The 23,777-nt window shown below is 66.6% G+C and carries 19 protein-coding genes; 9 read left to right on the top strand and 10 right to left on the bottom strand.

Features of this window, described 5'->3' with window-relative positions:
* Window positions 1–365 precede the first annotated feature (365 nt).
* The 7 genes from BJF89_RS04620 to BJF89_RS04590 are packed head-to-tail and all read right to left on the bottom strand — an operon-like array spanning window position 366 to window position 6,959.
* A complete protein-coding gene (locus BJF89_RS04620; protein ID WP_075812683.1) occupies window positions 366–1,601 on the bottom strand; it encodes a hypothetical protein in 1,236 nt (411 codons plus the stop codon).
* Window positions 1,594–2,478 carry an ABC transporter ATP-binding protein gene (locus BJF89_RS04615; protein WP_075812681.1) on the bottom strand — a complete coding sequence of 295 codons (885 nt, stop codon included), beginning with the start codon at window positions 2,476–2,478 and terminating at the stop codon, window positions 1,594–1,596. The genes BJF89_RS04620 and BJF89_RS04615 overlap by 8 nt, the downstream gene beginning before the upstream one ends.
* On the bottom strand, window positions 2,478–3,569 hold the full coding sequence (locus BJF89_RS04610; RefSeq protein WP_075812679.1) for a hypothetical protein: 1,092 nt from the start codon (window positions 3,567–3,569) through the stop codon (window positions 2,478–2,480). The genes BJF89_RS04615 and BJF89_RS04610 overlap by 1 nt, the downstream gene beginning before the upstream one ends.
* The gene (locus BJF89_RS04605) at window positions 3,566–4,477 is read right to left on the bottom strand and encodes an ABC transporter ATP-binding protein (protein ID WP_075812677.1); all 912 of its coding nucleotides are present in this window, start codon (window positions 4,475–4,477) and stop codon (window positions 3,566–3,568) included. Before BJF89_RS04605 ends, BJF89_RS04610 begins: the two co-directional genes overlap by 4 nt.
* Before the next feature lie 39 nt (window positions 4,478–4,516).
* Complete coding sequence (locus BJF89_RS18835) at window positions 4,517–5,677, bottom strand: hypothetical protein (RefSeq protein WP_075812675.1); 1,161 nt, start codon at window positions 5,675–5,677, stop codon at window positions 4,517–4,519.
* A complete protein-coding gene (locus tag BJF89_RS04595) occupies window positions 5,674–6,588 on the bottom strand; it encodes an ABC transporter ATP-binding protein (protein ID WP_075812673.1) in 915 nt (304 codons plus the stop codon). The genes BJF89_RS18835 and BJF89_RS04595 overlap by 4 nt, the downstream gene beginning before the upstream one ends.
* Window positions 6,585–6,959, bottom strand: coding sequence for a GntR family transcriptional regulator (locus tag BJF89_RS04590; protein WP_075812671.1), 375 nt, complete (start codon window positions 6,957–6,959; stop codon window positions 6,585–6,587). The genes BJF89_RS04595 and BJF89_RS04590 overlap by 4 nt, the downstream gene beginning before the upstream one ends.
* Window positions 6,960–7,156: 197 nt before the next feature.
* Between BJF89_RS04590 and BJF89_RS04585 the strand changes: the two genes are divergently transcribed.
* The 9 genes from BJF89_RS04585 (at window position 7,157) to BJF89_RS04545 (ending at window position 21,633) form a co-directional block, all read left to right on the top strand.
* On the top strand, window positions 7,157–8,434 hold the full coding sequence (locus BJF89_RS04585) for an NYN domain-containing protein (protein ID WP_075812669.1): 1,278 nt from the start codon (window positions 7,157–7,159) through the stop codon (window positions 8,432–8,434).
* A 96-nt stretch (window positions 8,435–8,530) separates the two neighbouring features.
* Window positions 8,531–10,528: a galactan 5-O-arabinofuranosyltransferase gene (locus BJF89_RS04580; protein ID WP_083650494.1), complete on the top strand. Its 1,998-nt coding sequence runs from the start codon at window positions 8,531–8,533 to the stop codon at window positions 10,526–10,528.
* A gap of 117 nt (window positions 10,529–10,645) precedes the next feature.
* Entirely contained in the window at window positions 10,646–14,086 is a 3,441-nt protein-coding gene (locus BJF89_RS04575) for an arabinosyltransferase domain-containing protein (RefSeq protein WP_083650493.1), read from the top strand.
* Window positions 14,087–14,228: 142 nt separating this feature from the next.
* A complete protein-coding gene (locus BJF89_RS04570; protein ID WP_075812667.1) occupies window positions 14,229–15,182 on the top strand; it encodes a type IV toxin-antitoxin system AbiEi family antitoxin domain-containing protein in 954 nt (317 codons plus the stop codon).
* Window positions 15,183–15,203: 21 nt separating this feature from the next.
* Window positions 15,204–17,297, top strand: a complete 2,094-nt coding sequence (locus BJF89_RS04565; protein WP_075812689.1) for a M13 family metallopeptidase — start codon at window positions 15,204–15,206, stop codon at window positions 17,295–17,297.
* Between the two features lie 37 nt (window positions 17,298–17,334).
* Complete coding sequence (locus BJF89_RS04560; RefSeq protein ID WP_075812665.1) at window positions 17,335–18,189, top strand: hypothetical protein; 855 nt, start codon at window positions 17,335–17,337, stop codon at window positions 18,187–18,189.
* Window positions 18,179–19,246, top strand: a complete 1,068-nt coding sequence (locus BJF89_RS04555) for a PrsW family intramembrane metalloprotease (RefSeq protein WP_139311877.1) — start codon at window positions 18,179–18,181, stop codon at window positions 19,244–19,246. The genes BJF89_RS04560 and BJF89_RS04555 overlap by 11 nt, the downstream gene beginning before the upstream one ends.
* Window positions 19,247–19,284: 38 nt before the next feature.
* Window positions 19,285–19,731: a hypothetical protein gene (locus BJF89_RS04550; RefSeq protein WP_139311876.1), complete on the top strand. Its 447-nt coding sequence runs from the start codon at window positions 19,285–19,287 to the stop codon at window positions 19,729–19,731.
* A gap of 264 nt (window positions 19,732–19,995) precedes the next feature.
* Window positions 19,996–21,633: a glycoside hydrolase family 25 protein gene (locus BJF89_RS04545; RefSeq protein ID WP_075812659.1), complete on the top strand. Its 1,638-nt coding sequence runs from the start codon at window positions 19,996–19,998 to the stop codon at window positions 21,631–21,633.
* Window positions 21,634–21,781: 148 nt separating this feature from the next.
* On the opposite strand, the gene BJF89_RS04540 is transcribed toward BJF89_RS04545, so the two are convergent.
* From BJF89_RS04540 to BJF89_RS04530, 3 genes are all read right to left on the bottom strand, one after another.
* Window positions 21,782–22,600 carry a VOC family protein gene (locus tag BJF89_RS04540; protein WP_075812657.1) on the bottom strand — a complete coding sequence of 273 codons (819 nt, stop codon included), beginning with the start codon at window positions 22,598–22,600 and terminating at the stop codon, window positions 21,782–21,784.
* Window positions 22,600–22,962: an RNA-binding S4 domain-containing protein gene (locus BJF89_RS04535; RefSeq protein WP_075812687.1), complete on the bottom strand. Its 363-nt coding sequence runs from the start codon at window positions 22,960–22,962 to the stop codon at window positions 22,600–22,602. The genes BJF89_RS04540 and BJF89_RS04535 overlap by 1 nt, the downstream gene beginning before the upstream one ends.
* Window positions 22,963–23,130: 168 nt before the next feature.
* A complete protein-coding gene (locus BJF89_RS04530; RefSeq protein WP_075812655.1) occupies window positions 23,131–23,769 on the bottom strand; it encodes a LysE family transporter in 639 nt (212 codons plus the stop codon).
* Window positions 23,770–23,777 lie beyond the last annotated feature (8 nt).

Here is a 23,777-nt window from a genome sequence, read left to right as displayed (position 1 = left end):
AAAGAACAATATTTAACAAGCAATCACGCTTGCCGGTACCATCCCAAACCACCGCGCCACACAACCGGTGCGACAAAAAATACTTGGTTTGTTACGCTATTGAGTTCTCAAACAACACACGCACACACAACGAACACACCGACCAACCCGGTCAGCACATCTCTTGCATGGCAGGCCCTGAATCCTACGACGACCCAACCAGATTCGCAAATCCGATCCCGCGCCCCTCGCGCCCTCAGGAAGCAACGAAGCTCAAGTAGTCCGCCAGCGCCGTTCTCCTGCCGCACTCTGTGCGGTGTCGGTCGCTCTGACTCGCATTAATCTACACACCCCACACACACGACACAAAACACCAGGTCACAACGTCACCGACGCACACTGAGTCCGAAGTAGTTCTCCACTCCGGTCTGCTGACCAACTTCCATCGCACTCCGGGACCGATAGAACACCGCCACTGCACCGGCCGTCCACATGATCACCGCAAGGGAACAGAGCGTCACGATCCAGCCGTGTCGCACTGCGCCGAAGCTGAAGGTGAGCCACACCAGTAGTGCGGCATTGACCACCAGGACCCCCGATGCGACCATCCGTTTCCCTGCGAATCGTTTCGTCACTGTGATGGAAAGGACACTCGTTGTCATCGCTACCGTCATCAGTCCGTACGAAACGACGATTGCTACTACCCTCACCCAGTCCCCACCTCCGGTGGGCTGCAGCATCGGCATCTGACGTCCCCACCCGATCGTGTCGAGTCCATGTTCAATAAGCCAGGCCACCTGATACACCGCCAGGTAGGCGACCGGAAGGGCCCACATATTCTGCATCACCGCGCGCTGCCAGGTCTTCGGTGCGCCGCCGTACACCGTCCACACCTCGGCCGCTCTCTCAGCGTGCACCACCCGGGAGAAGACCGTCGTCAAAACGAGGACGATCGTCAGGACGATGCCGATTGTTCCTGGGTCGATGTCGAAGAGCGCTCGTGCGATCAGCTGGCCCGGCACCATCACCAGGAAGAAGGCCACGATGGTACTGACAGTTCCGCGCCGCGCCATATGCTGCATCACCAGCAGATGACCACGGGGCCGATGTGCCAGCCTGGCCCATTCGTCGTTAGCAACCAGCCATTGCGGTCCTTCCACCCCACCCCGTCGGATCTTCCCGAGGCCCACCAGGATGCTGATGAGCGACATGATCACGACGATTCCGCCAGTCAACCAGTACCGGGGGCCGACGTCGACGCCACGCAGCCGCCACACGCCCAACATCACGGCTATACACACCAGATAGAGAACCGTTCCTGCAACGATCGACGCGATGACATGCACCTGCTGAGCTCTCTGCCCCAGCCCCAGAGCTCGAAGTTGAGTACTGGGCATCGTGAATGCCGAGGTCGTCGGCGCACCGACAAGGCCGAACAGAACCGCCATGACGGTCTGCCGGGTTCCGCTCATGTCGTCGACGATCACCGTGTGCACGATCAGCAACAGCCCCACTGGAATCCATCGGCTGGCTGCCTCGGTCCTGAACTGAGCCAGGCACAGTGCGAGATGGGTGCGTGCTGAGACCCCGCCGATGCGTGACGCTCCGGTTCCCTCACTCATGGCGGCGCCCCCGCACGAGCACCGTCTCGGGTAGATCGGCATTCCGGATCTGGACGTCCAGCCCGTCTGCCGACCGAAAGACCTCGGATGTGTCTGATCCGAGCCCCAGAACGACACGACGGGAGCCTGCCACTGATTCGTCCCGCAGGACAGAACACGTCATGTCTGCGAGAAGCTCTTCGACGGCACTTGTCGTCCCGGTGGCCACCACGGTGGATGACACCAGGTCGTCGACATCGATGACCTCGGTTATTCGTCCTTCATCGATGAAGATCACCGAATCGAGGAGTAACGACGCATCCTCCACCTGGTGGGTGGAGATGATGAACGTCCGCGCCCCCTCGGTGTCCCGGTCGATCTCGTCGAGGAGTTCGCGGTAGAGAATATCCCGGTTCTGGACGTCCAGCCCCAGGTAGGGCTCGTCAAGCAACGTCACCTCGGACCGCGCCGCCAGTCCCATGACCACTCCCACCAGTGTCTTCTGGCCACGCGAGAGGGCGTCGAACCGTGCCTCGAGGTCAAGTCGGAAGATGTGCTGCAGGCGGCGTGCATAGGCACTGTCCCAGGTGCCCCACCGTGCTGCGGCAAGGTCCAGCAGGGTCCTGACTTTCATCTGACCAGGGTAGGGGACGTCCGCTCCGGCGAGGATGATCCGGTCGAGGACGGGTTGGTTGTCCCGGACCGGTTCACCTCCCAACCTGACTTCACCTTCGACGGGAATCTGTCCGGCCAGGGCACGCAGCAGCGTTGTCTTGCCGGCACCGTTGGGACCGACCAGCCCGTGCACCCGCCCCTGCGGAAGTTCGCAGGTCACATCGGTGAGTACGACGGACGTGCCGTAGCGTTTCTGTACGTCACATAGCGAGAATGTGGCCATCACAGTGCTCCTTGTCGTTGGTAGTAGATACCGTCTCGTCCAATGAACGGTCCCGGTCGGTGTAGAACGTCCCCCTTCCTCGCTTTCCTGCAACTGCTCCACAGCGTAACGACTGTAAGCACAAGGAGTCCTGAAACAACCAGCAACACCTGCCGGGGCGATTCAGCGAGCTCAGGCCGGGCCAACCAGGAGAACCCAAACAACGGCATGAACACCAGGCCGACAACGCCGCCGTTTCCCGCCATACTTCCCCGAACGATAAGTGCAGCCAACAAGAGCAGCATGGCGGCGACAAGTACGGCGCGATTTCCTGGTGCTGAAGTCTCATGCCATCCGCTGTCCAGCCCGGTGAAAGTCGTCGTCAGGACCCATGTAACGGCGATCACAGCGACAAGGAGTACCGCGCAGACATGTGCGTGAGTTAACCAGCGGAAAGCCGGAGCTCCGACAGTCGTCCATCCACGATACCCACTGGAGAGAACGTTCAATGCAATCGGAACCGTCATGGCAGTTACCGCGAAAGCCGAGCCTATCACAGTAATGTCTTCGAAGAATATGCTTGTAAACCAGGCCAGCAGAAGAATCACCACTGACACTGAAAGCGCCAGCACTGACACCGGGAAATAACCCAATCGCAATGCCAATGGCCCCGGGACACGCGGCAACTGAAATGACGGGGCCGGTCTACGAAAACCGCCTCTACCTGCCATGTCGTCGCCGCGCACCACAGGCCATACAGTGATAGATAGACGAAGCAGAACAGCAAGGTCGGCGATCAAGATGCCGACCAGCCCCCAAGGTCCGGCCCCGGTGGAAGTCCATAGTCCGAGGAAAAGGAGGACGACAACATGGACCGCAACTAATGTGTCGATAATCCAGAGACGGGTCGGTATCCCGAAAGCGCGGTACCTGGAGATAGATGGCACAGCCACCCACAGAGCGATTCCGCTGAAAAAAGCGGTGAATCCCACTGCTGCTATTCCGCCATCGAGCTGAAGTATCGGCATCTCCACCAGTAGCATGAGGATAATCAGGAGTTGATCCGCTTTCGGATACATCTGCAGACGAGTGCTGAACGCCACACCGGTCATGATTCCGGCTCCCCGGTCAAGGCGATCACAGCGTCCTCCGTGCCAAGACGTTCTCGGGTGACCCCGTCCCAGTGGGGCAGCGTCCCGCCGTTCAGGTCGACGTCCACAGACATGCTGCCGGCGACGTTCCGCATCGCGGTCAGGCGTATGTCGGGCATGCCCCTCACCTCGTCCAGCACGTCGGTCATTCTCGAGGTGCTCCCGGTGAGGCGGACGACCCGGTCGCCGAGATCGGCGCCGTCGATGTCATGGGTGAGGTAGCCGCCGGTGCCGAGGATGAGCAGCCGGTCGACGATCCGTCCGGCATCCGCGAGCTGATGGGTCGACAGGACGAGACAGCGGGGGTCATCCTCCTGGACCTCGGCGAGCACCTCGTAGAAGAGGCGACGGTTCTGCACGTCCAACCCCGAGTACGGTTCGTCCAGCAGGGTCAACGGGGCGCGGGACGCCAGCCCGACGATGATGCTCACCAGCGACCGCTGCCCGGTCGACAATGACGACATCCTGCCGAACCGTGTCACCCCGAACCGTCCTTGCAGATCAGTGGCCAGACCGTCATCCCAGTACGGGTACCGCGCGGCTGCGACGGAGAACACCGTGTCGACAGACCATTGGGGCGGGTAGAGGACATCGACGCCGGTGAAACACACCTGGTTCATGGCGGCGGCATTGTCGAACGGTGCTCCGTCGGCAACAGTGGCCGTCCCGCCGGTCTCGCGGAGTTGCCCCGCGAGGATCCCCATCAGGGTGGTCTTCCCGACGCCGTTGCGTCCGACGAGCCCGACGATGCCTTCCCGCGGCAGGTCGACTGTGAGTCCCCGGAGGACGTGGCGACTGCCGAAGGACCGGTCGAGGTTGTCCACCCGGACGAGCGGGTCCGGGAGGGTGGTTCCGTGTGGTGTCTTCATGGTGGTGTCTCCCTGTCAGTTTTTTGGTCAGCTTCCTGGTCAGTTTCCGAGTCGGTTGCGTTGCTTCCGTGGCCCGCCGATGATGCTGGTCATGGTCCAGTCCGGTTGTCCGAGGATTGCTTTTCCCCTGGCGTAGGACACAAGACACCAGGCAAGAAGAACGTTCCCTATCAGCGCACTAAGGTTCGGCCACAAGCTGTCCGACGCATTGAAACCGAAGCCACCGACGACCATGAAGACGAATCCGAATCCGATCAGCCAGGCGATCGCGGTGCCCCAGTCTTCGTACGACACGCTGACAGCGAAGGCCGCTGCTGCCACTGCAGTGGTCAGGACGACACCGGCGTAGATGACGAGACGGAGGGGCTCGGTGGACAGATGGGGATTCGTCTCTGCCAGCAGATAGGCGGATGGCAACCCAAGCGCTACCTGCGGTACGACGATCGCGACGAGGCTGTGCAGTACCCACACCCGCCGAGGCAAGCCGACAGCCATCGCTGTCGTACGACTGGCGGCGACAACCGGGGCTGTGATCAGTGCGGCGAACAGGAAGGAACTCGCGACAGCTTCCGGAGCTGGGCTGCCCTCGTCGTAGGTTATCCAGATCAGCATCGCAAGTACTGTCACCAGTGCTGTCAGCCCCACCGGCTGGTACACCACCCGCCAGGCGACGGGCCCACGCCGAGCGAGGAACACGCGGTAGTGCAGTGGTGTACCTGCGAAGCGCGCCCCGGTGCCGACCGCCCGTCCAGACAGCACGTGGCGGTGGTGCCGGAGCACCAGGACCACCACACCGAGGATGGCCACCGCGGGCAGGACCGGCACCCACACCGGGACCTGTTCCGCGTCGCCCACCGGTCGGGCCACGGCCCACACCGGCCAGGCGAGATGGATGACCGCCACAAGGGCGATGAGCATGCCGTGGTCGACCACCCACTGCCGCATGGACAGCCCCACCACGCGGTACCGTGCCGGGTTGGGCAGCAGCATGAGGACCGACAACGCAGGGAAGAAGATCCCTCCTGTCACGGCCGGCCACGGCTGCCACCCGTGGTGGAACTGCACCAGCGTGGATGACGTCAGGAACGCCAACACCACGATGAGCAGCAGGAAGACCAGTGTGGTGCTCGGCGGACGGTCAGCACGCAGACGCTCCCACGGTGAGCGCATCGTCGTGGAGGTCAGGGGCGGGTGGCTCACGGCGTCTCCCCTCCCGTCAGCTGGACCACGGCCTCCTCCAGGTCAACCGGCTCGGCGGCGAGGTCGGACAGCTGTCGAGGGAGAACGTCGCCACCAGTGCGGTCGCTCCCCAGATCCACGACTGCCCGGCTTGCGCCGGCCATGTCACGCCGTTCGAGCACAGTGAGGCCCGGCGCGTCGGAGACCAGGGCGTCCACCCGGGCCTGCGAGCCGGTGATCCGGTAGAAGCGGCCGGACAGGTCGTCGGCGTCGATGTCGTGGATCAGTTGTCCCCGCTCAAGCACCAGCACCCGGTCGACGATGCGTTCCAGGTCAGGCAGGTGGTGGGTCGAGATCACCACAAGACGAGGATCGGCCTCCACCGAGTCCATCAACTCGCGGTAGAACAGCCGCCGTGACTGTGCGTCCAGCCCTACGTAGGGTTCGTCGAACAACGTGACCGGCGTGTGCGAGGCGAGGCCGACGATGATGCCGACCGCGGTGCGCTGACCGCGGGAGAGTACGCCGTAAGTGGATGTCTCCACCAGTCCGAAGGCGTCGCGTAGGCGGGCCGCCTCGTCCGCGTTCCAGTGCGGGTATCTCCGGGCGAAGATGTCGAGGATCCCCTGCACCGTCCAGGACGGTGCGTAGTCGATGTCGACTCCGGTGAAGCTGGTGTTCTCCAGGACGACGGCATCGTCGAAGGCGTCGCGTCCACCACTGGTGACCGTCCCGACGGACGGTTTGAGCTGGCCGGCGAGCAGTCCGAGCAGGGTGGTCTTGCCGGCGCCGTTACGTCCGACCAGGCCGACGACGCCGTCGCCGAGTTCCAGCGTGACCGGTCCCACCACCGGTGGTGTTCGTCGGCGACCTGCTTCTCCGGCGGTGACCCACGGGTAGGACATTTCTGCGTCGGTGAGGGTGATGGTCATGAGTACAGTCCTCTGCTTTCTGCGACCTGGTCGATCAGCCGGTGGACGTCGTCCCGGGGCAGGTCGAGTTTGATCGCCTCGTCCACCAGGGGTGCAAGGAAATCGGCGGCGAAGGCCTCCCGGCGTCGCGCCGTGATCCGTGCCCGGGCCCCGTCCTCGACGAACATGCCCAGGCCGCGTCTCTTGGCCAGCACGCCACGCTCGGCGAGCAGCGTCAGCCCTTTCCGCGCGGTGGCGGGGTTGATGCCGTGGAAGGCGGCGAGCTCATTGGTCGAGGGAGCGCGGTCGCCCTCCCGAAGGGATCCGTCGACGACGGAGTCCTCGACGAGTTCGGCGATCTGCCGGAACAACGGTGACGTCGTCTCGTCCACGACCCACCTTCTTCCCGTACCTAGGTTTACTGGTTAGTTACTCCTGTAACCAACCATCGCACAGTCCGGTTTTTCTGACAAGGGCACCGCGACCCGCCGCCACCAGCCCACCGAATGACCAGCACACCTCCCCACGGGCCGCACACCTGATGCACACTAGGGGGAACAACCGACAAACTTTTAGTGAGGACTCTCCGATGCTCGAACGAACCCTGATCTACGTCGACACCTCTTACCTGCTCGCCAGCTTCTACAACGCCTGGGAGACCGGCGCCCGCGCACAACTCGAGATTGATCTGCCCGAAGTCGTCAATGTGCTGGAGAGCCGCGTCGTCGACCAACTGAGACAACCCGTCTACCGGCAGAACTGGTACGACGGTCTCCCCGATTCCGGCCCGCACCGCTACCAACGTGCCCTGCGGTCCTGCAACGGCGTCCAGCTCCGCTCCGGCCAACTCATCGAATGGGGCGACCGTCGTACCCAGAAAGCGGTCGACACCCGTCTCGTCGCCGACATGGTCATCAGCGCGATGTCCCGCGAGGTCACCGACATCGTCCTGGTCTCCGGCGACGCCGACATGCTTCCCGGGGTGGAGGAGGCCGTCTCCCGCGGGGTCCGGGTACATCTCTACGGCTTCGGTTGGGACTCGATGTCGGCCAACCTGCGCTACTCCTGCGACTCGACCACCATTCTCGATCCTCGGGAGGACTTCGCCGACTGCATGCGCCTGCAGATCCTCGAAGGACCCCTGAAGACCGGGGCAGCCGGAGCCCAGCACAAACCCATCGGGGACGCGGAGCCCGTCGAAGATCTCTCCGGGACGTGTGCTGTCCCGGACGTCCGCCGTCGGCCCGCCGCCCCTGCCGCGGGGGCCACCGGCAACCAGGGTGACACCGACAGCGACACGGGCACCGACAGCACGACCGACGCAGCGCCGTCCCCCGCTTCCATGCCGAACCGCGACCCGTCACTCTCCCAGATCACCGACCACGCCCCGGCCGCAGTCTCCCACGAGAACCCCGTCTCACCTGCCGCAGACGGTGACGACGATGACGAGAACGCCGGGGATGCCGGGGACGCCGCAACCACCGGCGGTTCCGATGCCTCCGCACCACCCGCCTCGCCGGCCGACCTCGCCGCGTCCCGCCCCACCCCGGCGATGATGGCGCCCCGGCGACGTCTCCGCAGCCGTTACGTCCCGCTTCCCACCGAGGTGTGGCAGTCCGGCGGCCAGCAGAACCCGTTCGACATCGGGGAACAGTACGCCGTCTGGTGGTTCCAGCACGCCGCCACCACGGAACAGCAGGACGGGGCCCATGTCCTCTGCGGCGGTGGCCTGCCGCCCGAGGTGGACCGTCCGTTGCTCCAGTTCGCCTGCGAGACGCTCCACGAGTACACGCTGACGGAGTACCAGCGCGTGAACCTCCGCGACGGCTTCCACTCCGGGATCCGTGGCATCCTGCTCAACCGCTAACTGCGGCCACCCCGTACCAGCGGGGTCGGCACCCGGCCAGCCACCTCCCAGTCACCCTTCACCCGGTATTCACGCCGACTGTGAGAAAATGCCGTCATGACCGCCCCCTCCACCGGCCTCACCGGTACCGACGCCGCATCCCACCCCGACCGTTCCGGTCGCGGGTTCCTCTCCTTCTGTGGGCAGGTCGTGGGCTCCGGTGTCCTCGCCGCCGTCGTCACACTCGCGGCGTGGTTCATCCTGTCACGCACGAACCTGCCGGCCTATGCATCGTCGAACGTGACGAAGGCCCTGGCCAGCGCCGGTGGAGTGATCGTCCTCGTCGTCGTGGCTCTGGTGCTCTACGCGGTCCTGCACTCCCGGACCCCTTTCACCGACTGGCCGCGGTGGCGTCGGGCCGGAACCACCGTGCTGTGCTGGCTCGCCCCGGCCGGCCTCGTCATCGCCGCCCTTGCCATACCCCTGGCGGCGACCCGTCTCTACCTCGACGGCATCAGCGTCGACCAGGCGTTCCGCACCCAGTTCTTCACCCGGATGACCGAACAGCCGGGCTTCGAGGACATGGCCTACCTCGGCGAGCCGAGCTTCTACCCCCGCCTGTGGTTCCTCACCGGAGGTCTCTTCGCCAACGTCCTCGGCCTCGCCGGGTGGGCCGCGTTCCAACCCTGGTCGTTGATCACCCTCGCCGCGACCGGATCGGTGCTGGTCCCGGTCTGGCGGCGACTCACCGGCTCACTGCCCCTGGGAACGGTCATCGCGATGGTGACCACGGCCGTCGTCCTCTACACCGCCCCGGAGGAGCCCTACGCCGCCATCGTGGCCTTCGGCATGCCTGCCGCCGTCGTGCTGGCCGGTCGCGCCGTCCGTGGTTCCCGGCTCGGCATCGCCGGTCTGGTGGTCTTCCTCGGCCTGTCGGCGAACCTGTACACGCTCTACACCGGTATCTCCGCGCTGACCGTCGTCGTCATCGCCGTCGTCGTCGCCTGGCGCACCCGCGCGATCCAGCCGCTGATCCGACTGACCGTGATCGGGGTGGGGTCCATCGTCATCGCACTGGTCGGATGGGCGCCGTACGGCCTGGCGCTGCTCACCTCGGAGAGCGGTGCCAGTGGGCGCGCCCAGCACTACCTGCCGCAGTCCGGCACGGAAGTCCCCGTCCCCTTCTTCCACGTGAACCTCGTCGGCGCACTGGGTCTCCTGTGCATCGTGTGGATGGTGCTGCGGTGGAAGCGTAGCCAGGTCAGGGCGCTGCTCGCCGGGCTGGTGGTCTGCTACCTCTGGGTACTCGCGTCCATGCTGACGACCCTGACGGGCACGACGCTGCTGGGCTTCCGCATGGAACTGCCGATCTCGCTGCTCCTGGTCACCGGCGGGATGATGGCCCTCAACGACCTGCGCATCAACGGCATCCGCCGCGCCTACCCGCAGTTCGTCGGGCCGGACGCCGCACCGAAGGTGACCGCCGTCCTGGCGATCCTGCTGACCTTCGCCGCCGCAACCCACGTCATCAACATCCCGCTGCACCTGCGCCAGCACATCGACCTCGCCTACACCGACACCGATGGCGAGGCCCAGCGCGGTGACCTCTTCCCCGCGGACTCCACCGTCTACTACGCCGACGTCGACTCCTACATCGACGAGACCCTGGGCCTCGGGGGGCAGCGCGCCGGCACCGTCGTCCTCACCGACGAACAGAGCTTCATGGCCTACTACCCGTACCACTCCTACCAGGCGATGACCGCGCACTACGCCAACCCGCTCGGACGGTTCGAGGACCGTAACGCCGAGATCGAGAAGTGGACGGGAATCACCGATCCCGCAGAGCTCACCGACGCGATGGACGCGGCGTCCGATGAGCAGGGGTGGGAAGGACCGGACGCCCTGGTCCTGCGCGGCCACGTCGCCGACGCCACCGGCGGAGAGGGTGGGGACGGCGATCCGGACGGCCGGTTCTCCTACCGCCTGTCCGAGGACATCTACCCGAATGACCCGAATGTACGATTCACCACGATGTCCTTCCACGCGTCGGCCTTCTCGGAGGGGTGGGACCTGGAACAGATCGGCCCCTTCGTCGTGGCGGTGCGCCAACGGTAGAGACCGACGGTGCGCGACCGGTCGTAAAACCAGCCGGGACCGACTGTGACCGGCTGTGACCGACACAGCCTGCCACGGCTTAGTCCTCACCAGACTCCTGCCGTAACATGTGCTGCTATGTCACGAGTCGAACACGATGCCACCGACGAGGTGTCCGAACAGGCCCCTGAGACGAACCCTGATCGCACGAAAGCGGCCGGTGTCGACCGGCTCAAGGCGATCGCCGTCCTGTCGGGCATCGCGGCACTCATCCTGTTCTGCCTGACCCCGCTGCTCCCGGTCAAGCAGGAACAGTCCAGCTTCTCCTGGCCCCAGGGTGGTGACCTCCGTAGCGTCGACGCGCCGCTGATGTCCTACCATCCGGAGAACCTGGACATCACCCTGCCGTTGTCCGAGGTCCGCGACCTCAACGGCAATCAGACCACCGTCCTGTCCACCGTGCCCGAGGGCGCGGAGGAGGCGACGCTGCGCGGCATGTTCGTCCGTTCCACCCCGGCCGGCCTGGACGTCGTGGTGCGCAACTCGGTGGCACTGTCGGTCGACACCGACACCCTCGAGAGCCTCCCGGACGGCGCCCAGCTGCGGATCACCTCCGACTACGAGGGAACACGCGCCTGGATCCCGGACGCCACCGACGAGGACGGTAACCCGCTGGAGGGCGGGTTCGGGGACGACATCCGCCCCATGCTCACCGGCATCTTCACCGAGATGACCGACACCCCCGAGAACACCCAGGCCGCCATCGACGCCGGCCTGCGGGTGGACGTCACCGTCGACTCGCGGTACACCTCCACCCCCAGCGGCATCAAGATCGCCGCGATGGTCCTCGGTGTGCTGTTCATGGTCGTCTCCCTGTGGGCACTGCACCGCATGGACATCCTCGACGGGCGCACACGCACCCGGCGTCGGTTCCTGCCCGCCAACTGGTGGCGACCACGCTGGCTCGACGGCGTCGTCGGCGGCATCCTCGTGGTCTGGTACTTCATCGGTGCGAACACCGCCGACGACGGATACCTGCTGACCATGGCCCGTGCCAGCCAGGAATCCGGATACATGGCGAACTACTACCGGTGGTTCGGTGTCCCGGAGTCCCCGTTCGGCGCCCCCTACTACGACCTGCTGGCGTTGATGACGCACGTCTCCACCGCCTCGGTGTGGATGCGGCTTCCCGTCCTGATCGCCAGCCTGTTGACGTGGATGCTCCTCTCACGGGAGGTGCTGCCGCGCCTGGGCGCGAAGATCGCCCAGCGTCAGGTGGCGCACTGGACCGCGGCAGCGGTGTTCCTCGTCTTCGCGATGACCTTCAACAACGGTCTGCGTCCTGAGCCGGTCATCGCCCTCGGCGCCCTGCTGACCTGGGTCTGCATGGAGCGTGCGATCGCCACCGGACGTCTCCTGCCGGCCGCGATCGGCGTCATCGTCGCCTCCCTGTCGCTCGCCGCCGGCCCCACCGGCCTGATGGCCGTCGCCTCGATCCTCGTCGCGTTGTCGGGACTCGTCCGGATCGTCATCCGACGACTGCCGCTGCTCAACGCCGGACGCGGCAGCTCGAAGAAGAGGGTCACGGGCGCCGTCGTCGCCCAGATCATGCCGTTCTTCGCCGCCGGCACCGCCGTACTGATCTGCGTCTTCGGCGACCAGACGCTGAGTACCGTGATGGAGTCCATCGGCGTACGCGGCCCCGTCGGCCCGTCCCTGTCGTGGTACGAGGAGCCGCAGCGCTACACCGAGCTGCTGAAGCAGACCGTCGACGGGTCCTTCCCCCGCCGGTTCTCAGTGCTGATGATGCTGCTGTGCCTGGCCGTCGTCATCGCCTCGATGCTGCGCAACCGCCGCGTCCCCGGCACCGCCCACGGCCCGGCACTGCGCATGACCCTCGTGGTCGTCGGCACCATGTTCTTCATGACCTTCACACCGACCAAGTGGACCCACCACTTCGGTGTGTACGCCGGTATCGCCGCCGGTCTCGCGGCCCTGGCGGCCGTCGCCGCGTCGACCATGGCCATGCGCTCCGCGCGTAACCGCATCGTCTTCCTCGGTGCATGTCTGCTGCTGTTCGCCTTCACCCTCGCCGGAACCAACGGCTGGTGGTACATCTCCAGCTTCGGCGTGCCCTGGTACGACAAGCCCATCCAGGTCGCCGGCTTCGAGATCTCCACCGGCATGATGGTGCTCGCCGTCATCGTGATGTTCATCGGCGTGGTCATCGGCTTCCTCAACGACATCCGTGAGGCCAACGCCACCACCGACGCAGAACTCAAGGAAGTCGACCGCCGCGAGGCCGCGCAGGCGCAGCGCTTCACCGGCGTGGCCGCCGCACCGATCGCGGTACTCACCGCCATCGTCGTGCTGTTCAACCTGGCGTCGTTGGGTAAGGGCTTCATCTCCCAGTGGCCGTCCTACTCCGTCGGCAAGGGCAACCTGACGGCACTGGCCGGGAACACCAGCGGCATGGCCGGGGACGCCCTCGTCGAGTCCGACACCAACGAGTCCTTCCTGCAGACCGCCGACGGCACCGACTTCGCCGACTCCCTGGTCGGCGACAACTCCCGCGGATTCGGGGAGAACAACATCCCCAACCGCATCCAGGAGAGCTCCGACAGCTCCGACTCCGGATCCTCGCCGCAGACCTCGGCCGTCGACACCAACGCCTACGGCTCGAACGAGGACGAGGACATCACCGACACCGGCCCCGGCGGCGGACTGAACGCCCGCGAGGGCGCCAACGGCTCCTACGCCCAGCTGCCGTTCGACATCGACCGCAACCAGGTCCCCGTCATCGGCTCCTACACCGACGGTCTGCAGCTCCAGGCCGAGACCACCACGTCCTGGTACACGCTGCCGGAACGCAGCGACGATTCGCCACTGCTGATCATCTCCGCCGCCGGTGAGGTGTCTCACCTCGACATGAACGGGGTACGCCAGTACGGCCAGGAGCTGAAACTGCAGTACGGACGCAGCACCGGAGAGGGTTCCGGCTCCGATGACTTCGAGGTCATGGGCGAACTCGAGCCCCTCGACATCGGCACCGCGCCGCAGTGGCGCAACCTGCGCTTCCCCATGGACCAGATCCCGGAGGACGCCGACGTCGTCCGCATCCACGCCGCCGACCTGAACGTCACCCCGGACCAGTGGCTGGCCTTCACGCCGCCGCGTGTCCCCACCCTGGCGCCGCTGGACGACGTCATCGGTGACGCACCGACACTGCTCGACTGGTCCGTGCCGCTGCAGTTCCCGGCGCAACGGCCGTTCAGCCACTACGCCGGCGTCGCCGAGGTTCCGGAGTACCAGATCTCCCCGGAGCACGACGCGAAGAAGGCCCATGCCCCCGTGATGGACTACTACGGCGGCGGTGCCGGTGGGCTGACCCAGATGGTCACCCACGGCACCGAGATGTCGACCTACCTCGACAACGACTGGCAGCGCGACTGGGGCGTGGTCACCAAGCTCACCCCGTTCGCCTCCAGCACCGGCGAGGAGCCCAAGACGGTCGACCTCGACATCGAGACCGAGAACCGGTCCGGGCTGTGGTCGCCGGGGCCGATGCGCCTGAGCTGAGGGTCGTACACCCGGTAACGACGGTTTCTGTCTGAGTTCGACGACGAAGTACGCACTTCGCTCCCGGATCCGGACAGAAACCGTCGTTGTGTCTCCGGGACCGCCCGCCAACGACTACAGTCGTCCCCGGAGGGATATCCACATGGGGGCCGAATCACTGTCGTCACGACCGGTCTGGTTGACCGCTGAACTCATCGAGGTCGGTTACACCGAAGCGCAGATCCGGGCTGCGGTCCATCGCGGAGAGCTGCACAGGATCAGCAGAGGCGTGTACACCTCGTCAGCGCCGGACGACCTGTTGACACTGCAGGCGCTGGCGCACCTCGTCCCGGCGGTTGTCTACACCGGTCCGACCGCCCTGTTTCTCTACGACGAAAAGCCGATGGTGTGGCCGGCGCGGGGCCTCGTGTCTCGGGACGGACGTGCCGGTCGACGTGATCGTCTCCTGCTCCGCGTCCGTGATCTCCGCCGCCATCGCCACCAGCACGGTGTCAGGGTCTCCACACCACTGCAGGCGGCCGTCGACGTCCGCCGTTCGTCTGCACCGACCTCCAGCGACGACGAACTGAGACGGTTCCTGACCAGGATGTACAGCGGTACAAAGGGGAATGACATCCTCGCCGAGGATCTCGCCGGCCTGACGCCCGGCAAGGCCCACGCCGAGAACCTGCTCGACGGGCTGCCGACCGGCACCGCCAGCAATCTGGAACGGACGGCGCTGCACCTGGTGCACCAGGCGGTCGACGGCCTGCCGGTCACGGTACTGACGAACGTCCTCGTCGGCCCCTACCGGTTCGACGTGGTCATTCCCGAGGCACGGGTGCTCATCGAGATCGACAGCTTCCACTACCATGCAGTCACCGACACCGCCGACACCCGTGGTTTCATCCGCGACCGATGGAAAGGCAATGCGGCGACACAGTGGGGGTGGGCGCTGTTCCGGTACACGGACTTCTGTGTCGGTCCCGGTGGTGTGGACGCCCGTATCGTCGCGCAGCTCCGCGACGTTGTCGTGAGCCGGCTCAATCGGCGGTGGTCGACCATACCCGGCTACCCGGACCTGGCCGTGTGGGACTTCCACCCGCACCTCCGCTGACGGATGCCTACAGTGGTGGCCATGGCTGAAACGACTGACACGACCGACACGGCAATCCCCGACAACATCACCGAGCACTCCTCCGGCGCCGTCCCCGCCGGGGCGGACGATCTCTACCGGTACGTGAGCGGCGCGTGGCTGGGGTCCCACGAGATCCCGGCCGACCGCGCGGTCGACGGCAAGTTCCACGAACTGCGCGACCGCGCGGAACTGGACGTCAAGGCCATCGTCGAGGCGGCGGACCCGTCCACCCGCATCGGTGCGCTGTTCAGCTCCTACATGGACGAGGACGGTGAGCACGGCATCGAGCAGGCGGGGCTCTCCGTCCTCTCGCCGGACCTCGACCCCGTGCGGGACGCCACCGACCTGGATGCCCTGGTCGCCACGCTGGCACAGCTGGACCGTCACGGTGTCGGCGGGGTGGTCGGCTTCTGGACGGAGAAGGACGCCGGCGGCAGCGGTGACGAGGTCGCCTACCTGGTCCAGACGGGTCTCGGTCTGCCGGACGAGGCCTACTACCGCGAAGACCAGCACGCGGAGATCCGCAGGGAGTACCGGGCGTTCATCGAACGGTTCCTGACACTCGTCGAGGAGACCGGGGAACAGCCCCGGCCAGGGCGTTTCGCGGACGTGGATGCCGCAACCGCCGCCGATGCGCTCATGGAGTTCGAGACCGCCCTGGCGAAGGGGCACTGGGACACCGTCGCCTCCCGCGACGCGGAGAAGACCCACAACCCCACGGCGCAGGACGACCTGCCGTCCGGTTTCCCCTTCGCAGCCTGGCTCCACGGGGTGGGCGTCACGCCCGACGTCGCCCCACAGGTGATCGTCAGCCAGCCGTCCTATCTGGAGCATGTCGCCGCCCTGGTGCCCGGCGCGGCCAACGGACGCGATCTGGACGAGTGGAAGCTGTGGGCGTACTGGCGGGTCCTCACCGGCCGTGCCGGCAAGCTGCCGCGGGCGTTCTCGGAGGCGAACTTCGACTTCTACGGGCGCACGCTCTCCGGATCCACCGAGCAGCGCGACCGGTGGAAGCGCGCGGTGATGATGGTCGAGGGCGCCGTCGGCGAGGAGGTCGGCCAGGAGTTCGTGGCCGAGCACTTCCCGCCGGAGTACAAGAAGCTGATGCTGGAACTCGTGGACTACCTGCTCGCCGCCTACCGGGACCGGATCAGCGAGCTGTCGTGGATGACGCCGGAGACCCGGGAGCGCGCGTTGGAGAAACTGGGCACTTTCCGGGCGCGGATCGGCTATCCCGACGTCTGGCGCGACTTCTCCGGCCTGTCCTTCGGCGGCAACGCCCACCACGGTGAGAACCTGCTGGCGAACTACCGGGCCGCTTCGGACTTCAACCACGAGTTCGAGGTCGCCAAGCTCGGTAAGCCCAGCGACGGTGACCTGTGGTTCACCACCCCGCAGACCGTGAACGCCTTCTACAATCCGGTGCGCAACGACATCACTTTCCCCGCGGCGATCCTGCGTCCCCCCTTCTTCGACCCGGAGGCCGACATGGCCGGCAACTTCGGGGCGATCGGCGCGGTCATCGGGCACGAGATCGGCCACGGTTTCGACGACCAGGGTTCGAAGTTCGACGGCGACGGCAACCTCAACTCCTGGTGGACCGAGGATGACCGTGCCGCATTCACCGCACTCACCGACAAGCTGGTCACCCAGTACGACGGACTCGTGCCGACCGGCCTGGCCCAGCGCGGCCAGACCGACCACAAGGTCAACGGGTCCTTCACCCTCGGCGAGAACATCGGTGATCTCGGCGGTCTCGGTATTGCCGTGGTCGCGCTGAAGAAGTGGCTCGCCGACCGTGGGGAGACGGTGGACTCCGCGCCCACCGCACCGGTGGAGGGGATCGACGGCGATGACGGGGACGCGACGGAGTTCACCGTCCTGCAACGTTTCTTCCTGCGGTGGGCCACGGTGTGGCGGACCGCTATCCGTCCGCAGATGGCCGCACAGTACGTGGCGATCGACCCGCACTCCCCCGGCGAGTTCCGCTGCAACGTCGTCGCGTCGAACGTCGCCGAGTTCTACGAGGCCTTCGACGTCTCCTCCGACAACGGGATGTGGCTGCCTGAGGAGCAGCGCGTGACCATCTGGTAGACCCGGTAGGTCTGGTGGGTCTGGTAACGTCCCGGGAATGCCGGTAGCACCGATCACCCCGGACCCGGGCGCCGAGGGGTGGGGACGTCCGACGCCCGGGCCCCCGTCCTCGATGCCGCCCGACGCCGACCCGGACGGCGTGTACCGTCCCGCGGCAGTCGGAGGTCACCGAACCGCACGGTGGTTCATCCTGGTCGGCGTCGCCCTGGTACTGCTGGTCGCTCCGCTCGCCGTCCCGATGAACGATGCGGACGACACGGGACGCTACCTGCTCAATGACGCCGCCGCGGACACCCTCACCACCTGGGAGGCCAGCCCGCTTGACCTGGCCAGCCTGGACCAGCGGTGTGTGGCCACCGGCGAGGCGCTGCTTCCCGGGACTCTGGAGGCCGAGTGCACCAGCGGTTACGGTACGGGCCCCGTGGACCTCGACATCGTGTCGATGGCCGGGGTAGAGGACGCGCCGCTGTCGGCCGGACGCGGGCTACGTGCCATCCTCGCCTCCGACGTGTCCGACGTCCCGTTCCGTCCTGCGTCCGCGGAGGACGTCCTGCATCCGTCGTTGTCGGCACGGACCGGCGAGTTCCTCATGTCCCCGGTCATCGAGCTGAGTTCGCCGTTCGCGGACCTCCCCGACCTGCCCGATCTCCGGGAGCCCGGGATGCCCGGTGAGACCCAGTCCGTGCAGTACGGCGACATCCCCCCGGAAGTCCCGGGGCCCCCGGGGACCTCGGGGACCCCGGGGACCTCGCCGGGGGTCTACACCGTCGCCGCGTCCTTCACGATCGACGGTCCCGACGGTGTGCTCTACACCGTCGCCGTGACCGGAGCGGATGAAGCATCCGTGACCGTGACCGCCCGACAACTGTGGGGTGCCGTCCGTGCCGCATGACCACCGCTCCCGTCCGGACCAGGGATGGCGTGTCCTCGACGTCCCGCGGGCCCATCATGACTCCTACCCGCCGAACCAGCGTCCACGACTGCGCCCCACCTGGGACGTCTTCGGATGGTCGTTCCTGCTCATCACGGTGATCAGTCTCGTCGTGTCCGCCCTGACACCGGCGGTCTTCATGCTCTTCCCGGGCCCCGGCCCCGTCGCGCTCGCCTCACTGTACGCGGTGGTATTCGTGGCGGTGGCCTGGTTCATCCTGTCCCGGCTGCTGATCTACCGGGGGACTCCCTGGTTGCTCGCGGGAGCCGCGGTCCTGTGGGGAATGTCCGGGTCGTTCGCCATCGGTGCTTTCACCGTCAGCCAGCAGCTCATCGACCTGTCCTACAGCTGGGGGATCGACGAACTGGCGCTGTCGCTGGGCGGGGCATACCCCGAGGAGCTCGCCAAGGCCCTCGGGGTCTGGCTCCTGCTGCACGTGGGACGGGCCTGGTGGAACCGGCCCTGGCACGGACTCGTCGCCGGTATGTTGGTGGGCTTCGGTTTCGAGGCGTTCGAGAATGCCGGGTACGCCGTCATGCTGGGCGTCTACCACCCGACCTCGGACCTGGCGGGTGTGTCCTGGATGTGGCTGATCCGCCTGGTCGCGGGCCCGTTGCTGCACGCCATCTGCACCGGCTTGGTGGGCTTCGGCATCGGTATGGCCGTCTACGCCGCCGGGCTGACCTGGAAGCGACGACTGAGCTGGATCCTGGCCTCCGGGCTCGCCGGGTTTTTCGTCCATGCCGGATGGAACCTCCAGCTGGACTCCACGGCCGCCACCGTCGTCCACCTCGTGGGCTCCTGGGGACTGGGGGCGGCGCTGCTGGTCATCGCGATCATCATCTCGACGAAGGAGGCCCGGGCGCTCGCCGCCGTCGGGCGCTACCCTGCCGTGTCGATCTACCAGCGCATCCCGACGCCGCGTCCTGTCACCCCGCCGGTGGTACCGATGCCCCCGCCGGTGCCGCCGTCCAACCACCACCCGGGGAACCCCGGGCGGGATCCGCACGGACGGTAGCAGTTGCTCATGGGATGGTTCCGGCTATCATCGGCGCCATGACCATTCTCTCCAGTCATCCCAGCACATCCTCTACCGGCGGGACCTCCCGCCCCACCCACTTCCGTCGTGCCAGCGCGATGGCGGCCACGATCGCCCTGTCCGCAGGAGTCCTCACCGCGATCGCCGCACCCACCGCCGGGGCCGCCACCGGGTCCTCGGCCCCGGCGTTGACCAGCAGTGCCAGCCAGCCCGGCGCACAGAAGGCCGCCATCGCCGATCCCGGTCGGACCGCCGCCGTCGCCACCGCAGCCGGCGTTAATCCCGCCGTGGTCGCCCGTCTCCTGGCCAACCCGGAGGCCACCATTGCCGCCGGTGAGCGTCTCGGTGTCCCGCGGGACACTGCAGTCTGGGCTGCGAACAATCCGGAACAGGCCCTGGGCATGGCCCGTGCCGCCGGGATCAACCCGGCGTGGGCCGCGAACGTCCTCGCCGCCAACCTGTAGTCCTCGTCCCACCCACCCCTCCCCGCACCAGGTGCGGGGAGGGATTCTTTCGTGTCAGAGCAGACGTCACCGGGTGCCGGGACAGAAACCTCTGGGTGTTTTTCCGGGTCTGCGCCACCCTCAGGTGTCCGTCCCGCCCGGTCCTGTCCCTGCCACGCCACCGGGTTTCCGCGATACCGATACAGCGGAAAAAGTCAAAAGGTGCGACACGCGGTGCGCGTGTTACTCGTGTGATTGTTGTGAATAGTGTGTATCGTGTTGCGCATGCTGTCTCTCCCCTGGCGTCGCTCCGCGCGCACCACCGTCCCCGCCCGACTCACCGCAGTAACCCTCTTCGGTTCAGCCGCAACGGTCGCCGCTCTGGTCGCCACCGATGTCCTGCCCGTGCCCACCTGGGCACTCGACGGCGTCGACGTGGCAAGCCACCAGCACCCCGGTGGCTCCGCCATCGACTGGCAGAGCGTCGCCGCGTCCGGCCAGAGCTTCGCCTTCATCAAGGCCAGCGAAGGTACCGGCTACGTGAACCCCTACTTCACCTCGGACTCGGCCAAGGCCTCCGCGGCCGGCGTGACCCCCGGGAGCTACCACTACGCCAAGCCGGGCTCCACCGACCCCCGCTCCGAGGCGCAGCACTACGCGGCGACCCTGGCCACCGGCGTCCAGCCGTCCCTGCCCCCGACACTCGACCTCGAGGAGTCCGGCGGACTCGGCCCGGAGGAACTCCAGAACTGGGTCCGCGACTGGATCGACGAGATCAAGATCCAGACCGGTCGTGACCCGATCATCTACACGTACCAGAACTTCTGGATCAACGACATGGCCAACACCACGGAGTTCTCCGAATATCCGCTCTGGCTGGCCTACTACAACCCGACCCTGCCGAACGAGATCCCCGGCGGCTGGAACGAGGTCACCTTCTGGCAGTACTCCTCCGAGGGCCAGGTCGACGGCATCTACACCAACGTCGACATGAACACCTACTACGGCACCGACGAGCAGCTGCAGGCACTCACCGGCGCGCCGTCGGACGGTAGCGCGGCCGGCAACATCGTCGACGCCCTGAAGCCCATCACCGACGCCGCCCTCGGCCAGGCCGAGAACGCCAACGACACCGAGCACCAGCAGGCCGCCGGTGGCGAGCCGGGTCTCGACCAGCCGCTGAGCACGGATCTCCTGGTCAGCCTGCTCGGTCTGGTGGGAGGCGCCGTCGGTCCTGACGCCGTCCTCGCCGCTGCGCAGGAGTCGGGCCTCGGTGAGGCCCTGGGCTCCGTCCTCGCGTCCTCCGGTATCGAGGCACGCGACGCCGACCAGACCATGCCGATCGCCGCCATCGCCGCACTGGTGCTGGGCGCCCTCGGCCTCGGCGCCGACGGCGGTGACATCGCCAACCAGGTCGGCGACCTCGTCGGATCGCTCGTCGATGAACAGGGCGCGCCCGCCGACGGCGGAATCGACATCTCGCAGCTCGCCGGGTTGATCGGTGGCGGCGACGTCTCCCTCGACAGCATCCTGCGACTGATGACCGCCTTCGGCGCCACCGATTACGCCGCGCAGGTCGCCAACGGCACCGTCGACACCGATGCCCTGCTCGCACAGGTGAAGTCGCAGGACGCCGGTACACCGGCCGAGAACTCCGCACCTGAGGAAGAAGCTCCGGCAGAGGCCCCCGCCGCCGATCCGGAGGCGCTGCGTACGACCCTCGAGGCCGCGGGTGTCGATGCGGAGACCGCCGCCAAACTCGCCGCCGACCCCTCCGCGACCGTGGCGGCCGCCGAGAAGCTGGGTGTCGACCACGAGACGGCGTCCCGGTTCGCCTCCGACCCCGAGGGTGCACTGCGTGCCCTGGAAGAGGCCGGCATCGACCCGGTCGGCGCAGCACCGATGCTCGCCGCACAGCTCTGACCTTCCCGAAGACTCACTGACAGCATAAGAGAACGCCCTGACCTGGACTTTTACTGAACCAGGTCAGGGCGCTCTCGTGTTGCGGCGTCATCGGGGGACATGCCGCCGACCGTGGCGTCCGGCCAGGGCTGCGACTCAGGGCTGCAACTCAGGGCTGCGGAGCCCCCGGGGCCATGAGGTCGGGCTCGTGGATGTCTTCGAGGCTCTCCGGCGTCGGCTCGGCGATCTCACAGAGGTTCACCAGTGCGCCCGTCGGATCGACGAGGGTGCACAGCCGGCCCAGTTCAGAGTTCCACGGGGCACGGACCAGCTTGCCGCCGAGCTTCTTGACCTTCTTCGCCGCACGGTCCACGTCGACGCAGCCGAGGTAGAGCGTCCACATGGACGGGTTCTCATCCAGTTCGCTGGTGTCCCACATGCCGCACAACGGTGCACCGTTGTACTCGCCGGTGGCGTAGCGGAACTTGTCCGTGTCGCTGTGCTGACGGATGTCCCATCCGGCAAGGTCGTGGTAGAACTTCATCGTCGCGTCGAATTCCTCGCCGACGAGTAGCTCGTGCCACACCGGGGTACCCGGCTCACCGGCGGCGAAGAAGGGCTCGTCACCCGACGGCTGCTTGAGCCCCACCGTCGCGCCGGACGGATCGACGATGACGGCCATCCGTCCACGGCGTCCGACGTCCCGCGGCGACAGGATGCTGGTAGCCCCGGCCTTGACGGCCTCGTCATGGACGTGGTCGATGTCGGGGGCGTAGAGCAGCATGCCCCACAGCGACGACTTGTCGTCGGGGACCTCGCCGAGACCCGCGACGGGCATTCCGTTCTTCTTGGCGACGAGATAGCCGTCGCACTGTGTGTCGAACTCCCAGTCAAGGAGCTCGGTGTAGAAGGTCTTCGCCTTCTCCAGGTCAGTGGTAGCCAGGTCGATCCAGATCGGCATTCCTGGCTCCGCTACGAGAGCGGGCATCAGAGGTTCCTCCACTTGTCGGGGTCGAAATCGTCATCGGCAGTTGCTTCGTCGAAGAAGTCGTCATCGTCACTAGCACCGTCGCCGCCGTCACCCTCGGTGACGACCCGGGCGGCGGCGACCGGAGTGGCGTCGGGGCCGTCCTCGTCAAAGACGACCACCTCATCCCCGGAACGCAGGTGCCGGCCACGGCGGGTGTCAGCCTCACCGTTGACCGTCACACGACCGGCGGCGACAGCCTCTTTGGCTGCGCCGCCGGAATCAACCAGGTTCGCCAGTTTGATGAACTGGCCCAGTCGGATGTCGTCCCCGCGCACGGGGACATCCTGCGCCGGTACCTTGTGCTCTTCTCGCTCAGGCATGCCGACCATCCTACGACTCCGGACGGTGCCAGGGAAGTCCCCCTCCCGACCGGCCGGATATTACTGGTCGGCGGAGGTCACGCTGCGATCTTTATACGCCTCTGCCGTGCCACATCGACGGCGGTGGGGCCGCGATCCGGAAGCGGAGTCGACGGACACCTGACGGCGTCACAACTCCAGCAGTCCCTCCCCCACCAGAATCACACCGAGGACGAGGAACACCACCCCGGCGACGATGTCGATCCACGGCCCTGCCGCCTGCAGCCGACGCGACAGTGCGGGCACGGACACCATCACGGCCACAGCCACGAACCAGGCGATGCCGGTGACCAGCATGACGGCCAGAATCAGCAGTCGCGTGCCCCACCCGGTGTCCGGCGGGACGAAACCGGCGAACACCGCGCCGAAGAACACCAGGGCCTTGGGGTTCGCCAGGTTCGTCATCAGGCCGAGGCGCCAGGCGCCGAACGTGGAGACCCGTTCGGCGGTGGTGGCCGACACGGCGGTGCCGGCGGAGCGGCGTTCCGCCAGGCCACCGCGCAGCGCGGCCTGGCCCATCCACGCCAGGAAGACGCCACCGACGAGGAACAGGGCCGTGAGGACCCAGGGGACGGCGTCGATGAGTGCGGACAGGCCGACCATGCTGGCGACGATCCACAGGGTGTTGCCGCTCATGATGCCGAGGGCGCAGGCGACACCGTTACGCCGGACGGCGCCGAGCCGCAGGATCTGCACCAGATCCGGGCCGGGCGAGGCGATGGCGAGCAGCCACGCGACAAGGATACTGAGGAGAGCGCCGCCGGTCATGGGGCTTC

Source organism: Corynebacterium sp. CNJ-954 (assembly GCF_001942345.1).
Taxonomy (GTDB): domain Bacteria; phylum Actinomycetota; class Actinomycetes; order Mycobacteriales; family Mycobacteriaceae; genus Corynebacterium.
The sequence above is the reverse complement of the archived record's forward strand: the minus strand, read 5'-3'. Positions and strand labels throughout refer to the sequence as shown.